Source organism: Amycolatopsis sp. NPDC003676 (assembly GCF_053587275.1).
Genome location: NZ_JBSFNS010000076.1, coordinates 28,589 through 41,885 on the forward strand (window position 1 = coordinate 28,589; position 13,297 = coordinate 41,885).

At 69.9% G+C, this 13,297-nt stretch carries 11 protein-coding genes; 8 read left to right on the forward strand and 3 right to left on the reverse strand.

Going from position 1 to position 13,297, the window contains the following annotated elements:
- Positions 1 to 2 precede the first annotated feature (2 nt).
- The gene (locus tag ACWDNU_RS32070; protein ID WP_449671623.1) at positions 3 to 902 is read right to left on the reverse strand and encodes a DMT family transporter; all 900 of its coding nucleotides are present in this window, start codon (positions 900 to 902) and stop codon (positions 3 to 5) included.
- Between the two features lie 88 nt (positions 903 to 990).
- Here ACWDNU_RS32070 and pdxR point away from each other — a divergent pair, with 88 nt between their 5' ends.
- From pdxR to ACWDNU_RS32095, 5 genes are all read left to right on the forward strand, one after another.
- Positions 991 to 2,352, forward strand: coding sequence for a MocR-like pyridoxine biosynthesis transcription factor PdxR (pdxR, locus tag ACWDNU_RS32075; RefSeq protein ID WP_449671624.1), 1,362 nt, complete (start codon positions 991 to 993; stop codon positions 2,350 to 2,352).
- A gap of 127 nt (positions 2,353 to 2,479) precedes the next feature.
- Positions 2,480 to 4,123: a PstS family phosphate ABC transporter substrate-binding protein gene (locus ACWDNU_RS32080; protein ID WP_449671625.1), complete on the forward strand. Its 1,644-nt coding sequence runs from the start codon at positions 2,480 to 2,482 to the stop codon at positions 4,121 to 4,123.
- Between the two features lie 69 nt (positions 4,124 to 4,192).
- On the forward strand, positions 4,193 to 5,845 hold the full coding sequence (locus tag ACWDNU_RS32085) for an ATP-dependent DNA ligase (protein WP_449671626.1): 1,653 nt from the start codon (positions 4,193 to 4,195) through the stop codon (positions 5,843 to 5,845).
- A gap of 154 nt (positions 5,846 to 5,999) precedes the next feature.
- Positions 6,000 to 7,301 (forward strand): S53 family peptidase, encoded by a 1,302-nt coding sequence (locus ACWDNU_RS32090; RefSeq protein WP_449671627.1) that lies wholly within the window; start codon positions 6,000 to 6,002, stop codon positions 7,299 to 7,301.
- A gap of 135 nt (positions 7,302 to 7,436) precedes the next feature.
- A complete protein-coding gene (locus ACWDNU_RS32095; protein WP_449671628.1) occupies positions 7,437 to 8,084 on the forward strand; it encodes a Pr6Pr family membrane protein in 648 nt (215 codons plus the stop codon).
- Here the strand turns inward: ACWDNU_RS32095 and ACWDNU_RS32100 are convergent.
- Positions 8,044 to 9,264 carry an NADH:flavin oxidoreductase/NADH oxidase family protein gene (locus ACWDNU_RS32100; RefSeq protein WP_449671629.1) on the reverse strand — a complete coding sequence of 407 codons (1,221 nt, stop codon included), beginning with the start codon at positions 9,262 to 9,264 and terminating at the stop codon, positions 8,044 to 8,046. The genes ACWDNU_RS32095 and ACWDNU_RS32100 overlap by 41 nt on opposite strands.
- 94 nt (positions 9,265 to 9,358) lie before the next feature.
- Here ACWDNU_RS32100 and ACWDNU_RS32105 point away from each other — a divergent pair, with 94 nt between their 5' ends.
- Positions 9,359 to 9,982 (forward strand): MBL fold metallo-hydrolase, encoded by a 624-nt coding sequence (locus tag ACWDNU_RS32105; protein ID WP_449671630.1) that lies wholly within the window; start codon positions 9,359 to 9,361, stop codon positions 9,980 to 9,982.
- A gap of 411 nt (positions 9,983 to 10,393) precedes the next feature.
- Here the strand turns inward: ACWDNU_RS32105 and ACWDNU_RS32110 are convergent, their stop codons facing one another.
- Positions 10,394 to 10,861 (reverse strand): DUF309 domain-containing protein, encoded by a 468-nt coding sequence (locus tag ACWDNU_RS32110; RefSeq protein ID WP_449671631.1) that lies wholly within the window; start codon positions 10,859 to 10,861, stop codon positions 10,394 to 10,396.
- 67 nt (positions 10,862 to 10,928) lie between these two features.
- On the opposite strand from ACWDNU_RS32110, the gene guaB1 reads away from it, so the two are divergent.
- The gene (gene guaB1 / locus ACWDNU_RS32115) at positions 10,929 to 12,368 is read left to right on the forward strand and encodes a GMP reductase (protein ID WP_449671632.1); all 1,440 of its coding nucleotides are present in this window, start codon (positions 10,929 to 10,931) and stop codon (positions 12,366 to 12,368) included.
- A gap of 283 nt (positions 12,369 to 12,651) precedes the next feature.
- A partial coding sequence (locus tag ACWDNU_RS32120; protein ID WP_449671633.1) for a CNNM domain-containing protein occupies positions 12,652 to 13,297 on the forward strand: 646 nt, incomplete at its 3' end.

Here is a 13,297-nt window from a genome sequence, read left to right on the forward strand (position 1 = left end):
AGTCAGCCGACTATAGCGGCTCGCTCGGACAATTCCGGGCGAGCCGCTTCGCGTTTCCACAGTCCACATGCGACTCCAGCGGCGACCAGAGCGACACCAGCCAGATCCTTGAGCTCGAACCGTTGCGCGCCGATCAGCACCGCGACGGCCAGCCCGGACACCGGCATCAGCCCGATCAGCACGCCCGCCCGGTCCGCACCCAGCCCCACGACGCAGCTGTACCAGAGCACGAAAGCCACCGCGGTCACCAAGACGGCCAGCAACAGCAACGCGACGAGTTCGCGCGCGTTCGGCCACCGCCAGGCTCCAGCCGGATCGACCACCGTCCCGACCACGGAACCGGCTGCGGCAGCAGTGAAACAGCTCCACGTCGAGGTCGCCAACGGTCCGAGTCTGCGCAGCAATCCCACCGCGAGCAGGGTGAACGACGCTTCGCACAACATTGCCAGCGCAGCCAGCAACAACCCTGGCGCGGAAGCGGATCCGCCACCGGACAGGACCACGATGCCGAGCCCAGCCAGTACCGATCCGACGACGGGAGCGGCGGACGGACGGCGACCGTCGAGCATCGGCGCGATCAGCGCGAGCACGAGCGGACTGGCTCCGAGAAACGCCGCTACCGCACTGGGTTCCGCGTAGCGCTGAGCCAGCAGCAGACAGGCCTGAAAGCCGATCATCCCGGTCGCGGCGAGGCCAAGCAGCGTCGGCAGATCGCCGAGTTTCGGCCGCGGCAGCGGGCTGCGCGTGACCTTCGCCCAGCCCAGCAGCAAAAGGCCGCCGAGCGCGTACCGCAGCGCCTGCCCGGTGATCACCGGATATCCGTCCAGCATGCCGGTGACCGGCACCGATCCGCCGACCAGCACCGCGCCGGCCACCCCTGAAAGCACCATCGACCGTTTCACGCAGCTCAGTCTTCAGCCGGGAGTGGTCTATTCAGAAGGACCACTCGACACTGGCCTAACTGGACCACTTAGCCGTACTGTCGTGGCCGTGGAAACGATCCGCGAGCTGCTGCTGCCCGCCGCCACCGGAGGACGCCGGGGCCGCGCCGTCGAGGCCGCGTTGCGCGACGCGATCCGCACTGGACGGCTGGCTGTCGGCACCCGGTTGCCGTCGAGCCGCGATCTCGCGCGCCAGCTCGGGGTCGCGCGCGGCACCGTCACCGCGCTGTACGAGCAGCTCACCGCCGAGGGCTATCTGCTGAGCAAGCACGGCTCCGGCACTCGGGTTGCGCCGATCGACGATCCCGCGCCGAATCCTCGCGTCAGTGCGACGAAATCGCCGACCTGGGAGTTCGACCTCCGCCCTGGGCTGCCTGCTTTGTCGGCGTTCCCGCGGGCCGAATGGCTTGCCGCCGAACGAGAAGCCTTGAACGCGACACCCGACCTCGGCCTCGGCTACCCCGATCCGACCGGCCATCCGGCGTTGCGCGCGGAACTCGCCGCCTACCTCGGCCGCGTCCGGGCGTTGCCGACGAACCCGGACGACATCGTGATCACCAGCGGGGCCGCGGAAGCGTTGTCACTGCTGGCCGATGCCTTGCCGGACCAGCGCATCGCGGTCGAAGACCCGAGCCACCACGGCCAAGCGAACCTCCTGCGCGACCACGGGCTTCGGCCAATCGGCATCCCGGTCGACGACAAAGGCATCAACGTCGACGCACTGTCTACTTCAGACTATTCCGTCGTGCTGGTGACCGCCGCGCACCAGTTCCCGCTCGGCGTCGCGCTGCATCCGGAACGCCGTCGGCAACTGCTGTCCTGGGCGGCGGAAACCGGCGGGCTCATCCTGGAAGACGACTACGACGCCGAGCATCGCTACGACCGCCCCGCCCTGGGTGCGATGCGCGCGCTGGCACCGGATCACGTCGCCTACATCGGCAGCGTCAGCAAAGTGCTCGCGCCAGCATTGCGGATCGGCTGGCTCATTCCGCCGCGACGGCTGCGCGACGCCGTGGCCCGGGTCAAGGAAATGCACGACCTCGGTTGCCCGCCGCTCCCGCAAGCCGCGCTCGCGCATCTGATCGCCACCGGTGGCTACGACCGGCATCTGCGCCGCACCCGACGCCTGTACCGCGCTCGTCGTGACGCGCTTATCGAAGCCATAACCCAGCACCTCCCGCAGTGGCAGCCGGTCGGGATCGCCGCCGGACTGCACCTGGTCGTCCGCCTCCCGGACGGCACCGATGACGTACGCCTGCAGGAAAAGCTCGCCTCAGCAGGCGTGCACGCCCCTGCCTTGTCGACTTATTCCCATACCGCGGCGGGATATCCGGGTCTCGTGCTCGGGTACGCCGCGCTCCCGCCGGACCGGCTCCGCGCCGCCGTGGAGCGGATCGCGTCGGCCGGTTGAACCGCCGGTGAACTCCTGGTGCACCGGGGAGGGGTCCCGCGACTGACGCTTAGGGTGGACAGTCTCGGAAGCGGGGGCAGGGGGAATCACCGTGAGCTTCGGGGAAATAGTGCGCACACTCGCCGACGTGCTCACGTCCAGCCGCGGCCTCGTGCCGATCGCCGTCGTCGCGGGCGCGACCATCCTCGCGCCGATCATCGACCGCTACGTCATCCGCCGCAGGCGCGTCATCTACCGGGAACTCTACAACTCCAAAATCGGCCTCAATCCAGTTACGCTCAGCGACTCGGACAACGGTGCGGTGCAAGCGGATCCGGAGCTCGTGCGCACCGTGCAGCTGCTGGAACCGCTCAGCGTCGTCGTGATCCGCATCCGTAACACCGGCAGCTTCGACATCGGCCCGGACGACTGGGAACACCCGCTGCAGTTCACCTTCGGGCGGAGGGTGGTCTGGGACGCGCGCGTGTCCGACGCCAAGGACGGGTTGCGTGAAGTGGTCCGGAACGGACTTGAATTCTTTACTCATGATCAGCCTACGCCTGATCCGGGAACCGCGCGACTGTCCGGAGTGCGAGCATTGCTGCCGCAGCGAATTTCCGCTCTGCTGCGGCAAAACGACGCCCCGCCCGCACCAGCTCCGCAGTGGCACGGCGTCCGCCTCGAACAGCTTTCGCTGAAGCGGCGCGAAAAGTTCAAACTCGTCGTCGTGCTGCGCGAGCCGGACGACTGGCGAGGCGGGCCGATGTCCAAGGAACTGGACGTCACCGGACGGCTCAGCGGCGGCCGGATCAAGGACGAGCGCAAACAGCGCTGGCTGTCGTGGCCGGTCGTCACGGGAGCGATCGGAGTGCTGCTGACCGGGGCGTTGCTGAGCATGCTCCTCGTCGCCGTGTCGCGCGGGTCCGAACCAGGCTGTGGCAAGGGATCCCTTGCGGTGCACGGATCCAGTGCGTTCGCGCGGATCATGAACAGCGTCGCGGACGAGTACCAGCGGCTGTGTCCCGGTGCGACGATCCTGACGCAGGCGGTCGGGAGCGTATCCGCGGTGCGCGAGCTGGGGCCGTTGCCAGCAGAGCAAAAGGACAGTTTGGCGGTGTTGTCCGACGGCAAGGCTGCCGATGCTGGACCGGATCTGGTCACGCAGCCGGTCGCCGTGCTCGTGTACAGCCTGGTAGTGAACAAATCGGTCGGCGTCGACCACCTGAGCGGCGAGCAGGTGCGCGGCATCTTCAGCGGGAAGTACACGAACTGGTCGCAGCTGCGGGAGGGGCCGTCGATTCCGATCCGGGTCGTCGGACGCGGGCAGGAATCGGGTACGCGCAAGACTTTCGAGGAGAAAGTGCTGGGCACGGCCGAGCCGGGGCTGTCGTCAGACGACTGCCGGACGCCCACCCGCGACCCGCACGCCGCGGTGGTGCGCTGCGAACGCGGTACGACCGACGAGCTGCTGCGCGCCGTCGGCGATACGCCTGGTGCGATCGGCTACGCGGACGTGCCGGCGGCCAAGATCGCCGCGGCTGGCGGGCGAGTCGCGATGGCGAAACTCGACGACCGCTACCCCGACGTGACCAGCATCGACGCCGGCTATCGCTTCTGGACGGTGGAGTACTTCTACACCAAAGGCGTGCCGGAGAACGACTCGCTGCTGAAGCAGTTCATCGACTACCTGCGCAGCAGCACGGCGCGGGCGGAACTGCAGGACGCAGGGTACACGCCGTGTGTGACGAAACAGGGGCTGCTGGACCAGTACTGCACTCGTCCGGATGCCTGACCAGCTGTTTTTCACCCGGTCGAGGCTGGGGCGGGAGTTTTTGTCGGTGGCGGGGGCGATGATGGCCGGGTGTTGTTCACCGACCTCGTCACCGCCTCCGCCGAACTGGCGGCCACGCGGTCACGGAAAACGAAGATCGCCGTGCTGGCCGATGTGCTGCGCGCGGCCGAACCCGGCGAACTGCCCGCGGTGATCGCGTATCTCACCGGGCAGACGGCGCAGGACCGGCTCGGAGCCGGCTGGCGCACGCTCGCCGACCTCGCCGTCGAACCCGCGGCCGAGGCTGCCGTCTCGGTGGCCGAGGTCGACGTCGCGCTCACGGACGTCGCGGCCGCGGCGGGCGCGGGGTCGGTCAAGCGACGAGCCGAGGTGCTCACCGCGTTGTTCTCCCGGCTGACCCGGGCGGAGCAGGAGTTCGTGGTCCGGCTCGTCACCGGGGAGCTGCGGCAAGGCGCGTTGGAAGGCGTGATGGTCGACGCGGTCGCGGCGGCGGCCGAGGTGGAGGTCGAGCTGGTGCGGCGGGCCTTCATGCTGTCCGGACGGCTGCCGGTCACCGGGCAGGTGGCGTTGACCGGAGGCGCGGCGGCGCTCGCGGAGTTCGGGCTTGAGCTGGGCCGCCCAGTGCGGCCGATGCTCGCGTCGCCGGCGGAATCGCTGGAAGAAGCCGTGACGGAGCACGGGAACGCGATCGTCGAGTACAAAATGGACGGTGCGCGGATCCAGGTGCACCGCCACGGTGCGGAAGTCCACGTCTACACGCGCACGCTGCGGGAAATCACCGGCAGCGTAGGCGAATTGGTCGAGCTGGTGCGGGCGCTGCCGTGCGAATCGGTGGTGCTGGACGGCGAAACCCTCGCGCTCACCGACGACGGACGGCCGCGGCCGTTCCAGGAAACGATGAGCCGGTTCGGCAGCACGCGGGACGAACAGGTGCGGGCGTTGCTGCTGCGGCCGTACTTCTTCGACTGCCTGCATCTGGACGGGGTCGATCTGCTCGACGCGCCGCTGTCCGAGCGCAACGAGGCGCTGCGCCGGGTGGCGGGCGAGCACGTGATCCCCGGCTCGGTCCGGCCGGAATCACCGGCCGCGGTGCTCGAGGCGGCGATGGACGCCGGGCACGAGGGCGTGATGGTGAAGGACCTCGATTCGATCTACGCGGCCGGGCGGCGCGGGCGCGCGTGGCTCAAGGTGAAACCGGTGCACACCATCGACCTGGTGGTGCTGGCGGCGGAATGGGGCCACGGGCGGCGCACCGGGAAGCTGTCGAACCTGCACCTCGGCGCGCGCGATCCGGACGGCGGACCGCCGATCATGGTGGGCAAGACGTTCAAGGGCCTCACCGACGAGCTGCTGGCCTGGCAGACCGAGCGGTTCCAGGAGATCGAATCGCACCGCGACCGGTGGACCGTCCATGTCCGGCCGGAGATGGTGGTCGAGATCGAACTGGACGGGGCCCAGGTCAGCACGCGGTATCCGGGCGGGCTGGCGCTGCGGTTCGCGCGGGTGGTGCGGTATCGGCCGGACAAGGAACCCGGCGAGGCGGACACCATCGACACCGTCCGGGGGTTGCTGCGCGGCAGCCGTCCGGCTGAGCAGACCGGCCCGGCAGAGCGACCCAGCCTCGCGGGAAGTGCTGAGTCGTCGAGGCAGCCGAGCTCGTCGGCGCGGCCTGATTCCGTCGGTCCTGAAGATCAGGCCGGTTCCGAGGAGGTGTCCGGATGATCGCCCGGCACGCCCGCTGGATGAGTGGGCACATTACGGACATCGGGCAGTTTTCCCCGCCGTGCTCAGGAAAACGCCCGACGAAAGTTGATGTCGCACCCGTGGCCGCGTACCCGAGAGTGGGAGCACTGGCCTGTGTCGATGGGAGAAAAGCATGACGTTCCGGGTGAAATCAGCCGTCCGGGGATTCGGGCGGCCGATGACCCTGCTGGCGGGCGTGGCGCTCGCCGCCACCGTGGTGGCGGCACCGGCCAGTGCCGCGCCGGCCCCGCCGCAGCCGTCCCGACACCACTTCTCGGCTGCCGCGCAGTCCTTCGTCGGCGCGACCACCGTGTCCGAGCGAGTGGCGCGGCTCAATGCGGCGATGGCCAAGCTGCCGAAGGAAAGCGGCGCGTACAACGCCACGAAGCTGTGGAACCAGGGCATCACCGGCGCCGGGTCCACCGTGGCCACGCTGGTGTCGTTCGGCGACGACAAGGTCAAGCAGGTCCTGGACGAGTACTCGCGGCAGCACGGCCTGCCGCCGGCGAACGTCGAGGTGCTGCAGCCGTCCGGCGCGGTGCCCGCGTGCACCGACCCCGGGGTGGACACCGCCGCCTGTCAGTCGTGGGGCGGGGAGACCGACCTCGACGTCACGATGATGCACGCGATGGCACCTGGCGCGAAAATCATCGTCGCCGCTACCCCGGTCGCCGAGACGCAGGGTTTCGCCGGTCTGCCGGAAATGATGCACGCCGTCGACTACATGACCGAGCACCGCATCGCCGACGTCGTCTCGATGAGCTTCGGCACCACCGAGGAGAACTTCCCGTCGTTCGAGTCGATCAAGACCCTCGACCCGGCGCTGGAGCGGGCGAGCAAGGCGGGCGTCACGCTGGTGGCGTCGTCCGGCGACGACGGCCCGACCGGGGCATACCTGCAGGGGCCCGGCAGGTATCCGTACCGCGTGGCGAGCTGGCCCGCCAGCGACCCGAACGTCACCACGCTCGGCGGCACCCAGCTGCACCTGGACGCGAACGGCGTCCGCACCCAGCCCGACGATCTGGTCAACGCGGCGGACAACGGGTTCAGCGAGGGAGCGGGCCTGTCGAAGGCGTACGCGCGGCCGTCCTGGCAGAACCGCGTCAAGCAGATCACCGGCAGCACGATGCGGTCGTACCCGGACATCAGCATGGAAGGCGTCCAGGGCACGTCGCAGTCGGCACCGTTGTTCGCGGGCGTGCTGGCGCTGGCGGTGCAGGCCAACCACGGGCGGCTGGGCCAGATCAACCCGGCGCTGTACTCGAAGCTGGGTCCGAAGGGTGCCGCGGCCGGGATCGTCGACGTCACCAAGGGCGACAACAGCCAATGGGACGTCGAAGGCTTCAAGGCCGGTCCGGGCTACGACGTCGCGAGCGGCTGGGGCACGGTCGACGCGTCGGTCTTCGTGCCTGCCTTGGTGAAGGCGGTGCGGTGATGCGGTAATCAGCGGACGGGCATTGCCTCCGGAGGGCAGTGGTCACTCGGCTTGAGCAAGTTCACCCGGCCCGGCGCGATCGATCCCGGTCGTGTCGGGCGGGGCGGACCGGGCCGGAACCGTAGTGTCAGCGGCATGTCCTCGAAAGCGTTGGCCCGGCTGTGGTTCGGGGTGACCGCGGTCGTCGTGCTGGCCGCGCTCGTGATCCAGATCGTCGCGCTGGTGCCGGCGCAAGGGCGGTACGCCAGCTTCGGCGGGCGGGTGGCGAACCTGTTCACCTACTTCACGATCATCTCGAACCTTCTCGTCCTCGTCATCGGCGCGGCGTTCGCTCGCGGACGCGGCACCTCGCCGCTGATGCGCGTGCTGTGGCTCGACGCGCTGGTCGGGATCGTGGTCACCGGCGTGGTCTACCAGGTCGCGCTCGCCGGGCTGTACGAACTGCACGGGCTCAGCCTCGCCGCGGACATCCTGCTGCACCGCGTCACCCCGGTGCTGTGCGTCCTCGGCTGGCTGCTCTTCGCTCCGCGCGGGCTGGAATGGCGCACGGTCTGGTGGTCGCTCGTCTACCCCTTGGCGTGGCTGGTTTTCACGCTCGTCCGCGGCGCGATCGACGGCTACTACCCGTACCCGTTCGTCAACGCCGACGACCTCGGTTATGGGCAGGTCGCGCTGAACTGCGTGCTCATCGGCGTCTTTTTCGTCGCGCTCGCCAGCGGAGCCCAAACCGTCGACCGGCGGCTCACGCGCGTACCCGGCGAAACGCGTTTAGCGGATCGCTGAGCCCGGCCTGGGCCAGCGCCCGCCACGCGCCGCGCTTGAGGTCCACCGGCTTGCCCGCGGCGACGCGGTGCATCTGCTGGGTGTGCCACTGGATCTCGAGCAGGCTGTCGGCGAGCCGGATTCCCGTGCGCGGGCACCGCCGTTCGGCTCGGACGTCCTCGCCCGCGAGCAGGCGTCCGGGCAGACCGGGGTCCACAGTGAACGGACGGCCGATCCCGAGCATGTCCAGCGCACCGGATTCCAGTGCCTCCGCCATCCCGGCGGCGGTGGTGAAGCCGCCGGTGACCATCAGCGCGACGTCGCTGATCTGCCGGGCTTTCGCCGCGTAGTCCAGGAAATACGCTTCCCGCCGCTGCGTGCTCGCCCGGCCGGCGCCCATCATCGCGGCCCGCTCGTAGGTGCCGCCGGAAATCTCCAGCAGGTCGATCCCCGCCTCGCCCAGCGCGCGAACCACCTGCAGCGACTCGTCCTCGTCGAAGCCGCCGCGCTGGAAATCCGCGCTGTTGAGCTTCACCGAAACCGGCACGCGATCGCCCACCGCGCCCCGAACCGCGCGCACCACCTCAAGCAGGAACCGGCTGCGGTCGCGCCCCCACTCGTCGTCGCGACGATTCACCAACGGCGAGAGGAACTGCGAAATCAGGTACCCGTGCGCGCCATGAATCTGGATCCCGGCGAACCCGGCGTCGACGAACGCCCGCGCCGACACCGCGAACCTCGCCACCACCGCTTCGATCTCGTCCCCAGTCAATGCCCGCGGCGCCGCGAACGCCGTCCGCACCCCTCGATCGCCGAACGGCACCGCCGACGGCGCGACCGGCTGCCGGGACAAGTACCGGGGACTCTGCCGACCGGGATGGTTGAGCTGCACCCACAACTGCGCGTCGGTCCCGTCCAGCGACTGCGCCCACGGCCGATACGCCGCCGGATCAGGCACGGTCGGCACCGCGACGTTGCGCGGTTCGCCGAGCGCGGTGGGGTCGACCATCACGTTGCCGGTCACCAGCAGGCCAGCGCCCCCGCGCGCCCACGTCCGATACAGCCGCGCGAGCTCGTCGGAAGGCGCGTTGCGACGGTCGCCAAGCTGCTCGCTGAGCGCCGACTTCGCGATCCGATGCGGCAGCACTGCCCCGCACTGCAGCTTGAGCGGTTCGGCGAGCAGATCCCGGGGATCGGTCATGAGCAGTCCCGTCGTCGCGGCTAACTTACCGCGAGTAAGGATACTCGAAAGTAAGTACCGGCGGTATGCCTCGCGGCCCACTAGGGTCTGCGGCATGACGGCGATAGTGCAGAACCTGGTCACGTCGGGCGTGTTCGAGCTCGACGGCGGCAGCTGGGACGTGGACAACAACGTCTGGATCGTGGGCGACGGCTCCGAGGTGATCGTGATCGACGCCGCCCACGACGCGGACGCCATCGCGGACGTGGTCGGAGACCGCACAGTCCGCGCGATCGTCTGCACCCACGCGCACAACGACCACGTCAACGCCGCGCCCGCACTGGCGGAGCGCACCGGCGCGCCGATCCTGCTGCACCCGGCCGACCGCGTCGTGTGGGACCTGACCCACCCGGACCGCGCCCCCGACAGCGACCTGGCCGACGGACAGGTCATCACCGTCGCCGGCACCGACCTCACCGTGCTGCACACCCCCGGCCACGCCCCCGGCGCGGTCTGCCTGCACAGCCCCGACCTGGAAGTCCTCTTCACCGGAGACACCCTGTTCCACGGCGGCCCCGGCGCGACCGGCCGCTCGTACTCCGACTACCCGACCATCGTGAAGTCCATCCGCGACCGCCTCTTCCCCCTCCCCGACGCAACCATCGTCCGCACCGGCCACGGCGAGGCGACGACCGTAGGGAAGGAAAAAGCCGCATCGGCCGACTGGCCCGCCGCCTGATCCGCGCTGAATCTCGCCGGGCGGATCAGCGCGCGTTGCTGACCCGCCCGGCGAGTTCACCAACTGGCCGCTGAGACCGCTCCGCAAACGCTTGCGGCCAGCTAGACCAGCCAATTCGGCTACCGCCTGCCCGCCTCGACACACGTCGCCAGGCCTGCTCGCATCACGACAGGCCGCGCCACGCATCGACCGCGACTCATGAGCGGCTGGAGCCTGAGCCTCAACGTCGGAGGCACCCGAGGCCCGCCAGACCTCGGCCAGCCGTCGCTCCGAGCCGCGCCGCCGAACCGGCTGCTTCGCGTTCGACCGCGACGCCGACAGCCCGCTGCCAAGAACAGCCCAGCGAACCGCCCATTCCGCAGCCATCCCGAACTAAGCCCGCCGCGTGCCCGAGCGACGCAACGAAGCCGCCTACCGAGCCAGCCGAGGGACCTCCGGAACCACCCGGACCCGCTCCCGAGCCTCGCCCGCAAGCGCTTCCGCCCACTCCTGCAACCCGGCCACATCCACCCCGTACGGCGGCTCCTCCCGGAACGGCGCGATGTTCTCCGCACCCCGCTCCAGCAGCGCGACTGCCCCGTTCCCGTTCCCCCGCAACGCGTGCGTCAGCCCCACCGCCAACTGGGCCAGACCACGCCACAGCTCCCGCTCCGGCCCGTCCGTCGCCTTCCAGGCGTCCTCGAACACCTCATGCGCGTGGAACGGGCGGCCGGCGTCCAGCAGGTGCTGCGCCTCCGCCAAGGTCTCCGCCGGGGTCCGCTGCACGCCCTCGGGCTGGCGTGGCACGCCGTCGGATCCATACGGCAGCGGGCGGCCTAGACCATCACGCGGGCGGGCGTTGCGCGCCCGTCCCTGGTCGTCGCGATCACGGCTGTCCACCCGGCCATTGTTCCACGCGCCACGCCGGGTTAGCGTCCCGCGCGCAAGCCACGTAGCCTGGTGACTCGTGCGCTTTCTGGATGGGCACGTGCCCGCTCACGACCTGACCTACGACGACGTGTTCCTGCTGCCGAACCGTTCGGACGTGGAGTCCCGCTTCGGCGTCGACTTGTCCACTGTGGACGGCACTGGCGCGACGATCCCCTTGGTGGTGGCCAACATGACGGCCGTCGCCGGGCGGCGGATGGCCGAGACGGTCGCTCGCCGCGGCGGGCTCGTCGTGCTTCCGCAGGACGTCGACACCGAGGCGGTGGCCGAAATCGTCTCCTGGGTGAAGTCCCGCCACGCCGTCTGGGACACGCCGCTGGTCCTCACCGGCGGCGACGCGGTGGCCGACGCCCTCAATCTCGTGCACAAACGAGCACACGGCGCGGTCGTCATCGTCGACGGTGACGGCAAGCCGGTCGGCGTCGTCGACGAGGCCGCCTGCGCTGGTGTCGACCGCTTCGCGCGGCTGGCCGACGTCGCCGAGCCCGCTGTCGTCGCCGTGCCGCTGGACACGCCGCCGCGCGAGGTTTTCGAACTCCTGCACAGCCACGGCGGACGGCTCGCCCTCGGACTCGACGCCGACGGCCGCCTCGCCGGCGTCCTCACCGCAGTGGGCGCGCTGCGCTCGGAGATCTACACCCCGGCCGCCGACGCTCAGGGCAAGCTGCGTGTCGCCGCCGCGGTCGGCGTGAACGGCGACGTCGCGGCGAAGGCCGAAGCGGTGCTGGCCGCAGGTGTCGACACGCTGGTCGTCGACACCGCGCACGGGCACCAGGAAAAGATGATCGCCGCGCTCAAGGCGGTCCGTTCGGTGTCGCCGAAGGTGCCGATCGTGGCGGGGAACGTCGTGACCGCCGAGGGCACTCGCGACCTCATCCACGCGGGCGCGGACGTCATCAAGGTCGGCGTCGGCCCCGGCGCGATGTGCACCACGCGAATGATGACCGGCGTCGGCCGTCCGCAGTTCTCCGCTGTCGCGGAATGTTCGGCTGCCGCCCGCGAACTGGGCAAACACGTCTGGGCCGACGGCGGTGTGCGGCACCCACGCGACGTCGCGCTGGCGCTGGCCGCGGGCGCGTCGGCGGCGATGGTCGGCTCGTGGTTCGCCGGCACCCACGAATCGCCCGGCGACCTGCGGTACGACGAGCAGGGCCGGCCGTACAAGGAGTCGTTCGGGATGGCGTCGAAGCGCGCCGTCGGAGCCCGCACGCGCACGGACAACGTCTTCGACCGCGCCCGCAAGGCGCTGTTCGAGGAGGGCATCTCCAGCTCGCGGATGCGCCTTGACCCCGAGCGGCCCGGCGTCGAGGACCTCATCGACCACATCTGCTCGGGAGTGCGCAGCTCCTGCACCTACGCGGGCGCCCGCTCGCTGCCGGAGTTCCACGAGCGCGCCGTGCTCGGTGTGCAGTCCGCGGCCGGATTCGCGGAGGGACGCCCGCTGCCCAGCGGCTGGTGACCACCGACCGACAGCGGCCGATCGGGACTCCGGTTCCGGTCGGCCGCCGTCGCTTCGCCCCGCGCCGCTGACACATCATCGATGCGGACCGATTACTATGGAGTTGCCGATCTCGGCAGCGCTTTCTTCCCCACCCCGAAAGGATCCAGTTGTCACCCGCGTCCAAGGGCGCCACACAGGAGGGTTCCTCTACGGAGCCGGGTGACCAACCCGGCGTCCTCCTTTCCGCAGCGTCCGTTCGATCTCTCGATCTCCCCACGGCATCACCCGGGTGGTGCTGAGGATGTCCATCGTTCTGACCGTGCTCAGCCTGCTCGGCTTCATCGCTCTCACCCTCGGCACCGCGCTCTTCGTCGCCGCCGAGTTCTCCCTCACCGCACTGGAACGCAGCACCGTCGAGGCCGCGGCCCGCGAAGGTGACGTCCGCTCCCGGCTGGTCAAGCAGGCCCACCACACCCTGTCCTTCCAGCTCTCCGGCGCGCAGCTCGGCATCACCATCACCACCCTGATCACCGGCTTCATCGCCGAGCCCGTGCTGGCCCGGCTGCTCGATCCGCTGCTGGACGCGGCGGGCCTGAGCCCGAACGCCGCGCACGGCGTCGCCCTGGTGGTGGCGCTGGTCCTGGCGACCTCGCTGTCGATGATCTACGGCGAACTCGTGCCGAAGAACATCGCCATCGCCAAGCCGATGGCCACCGCCCGGCTCACGGCGGGCCCGATGATCTGGTTCTCGGCCATGTTCAAGTGGCTGATCCGGTTCCTCAACGGCGCCGCCAACTGGATCGTGCGCAGGCTGGGCATCGAACCCGCCGAAGAACTGCGCTCGGCTCGCTCACCGCAGGAACTCGGTTCGCTGGTGCGCACCTCCGCGCTGCGCGGCGCCCTGGATCAGCGCACCGCGCAGGTCATGGACCGTTCGCTGGAATTCG

Excerpts from the sequence above, each read along its gene's own strand:
- ACWDNU_RS32095 (WP_449671628.1), top strand. The coding sequence starts at position 7,437 with ATGTCCTCGAAAGCGTTGGCCCGGCTGTGGTTCGGGGTGACCGCGGTC.
- ACWDNU_RS32105 (WP_449671630.1), top strand. The coding sequence starts at position 9,359 with ATGACGGCGATAGTGCAGAACCTGGTCACGTCGGGCGTGTTCGAGCTC.
- ACWDNU_RS32100 (WP_449671629.1), bottom strand. The coding sequence starts at position 9,264 with ATGACCGATCCCCGGGATCTGCTCGCCGAACCGCTCAAGCTGCAGTGC.
- ACWDNU_RS32090 (WP_449671627.1), top strand. The coding sequence starts at position 6,000 with ATGACGTTCCGGGTGAAATCAGCCGTCCGGGGATTCGGGCGGCCGATG.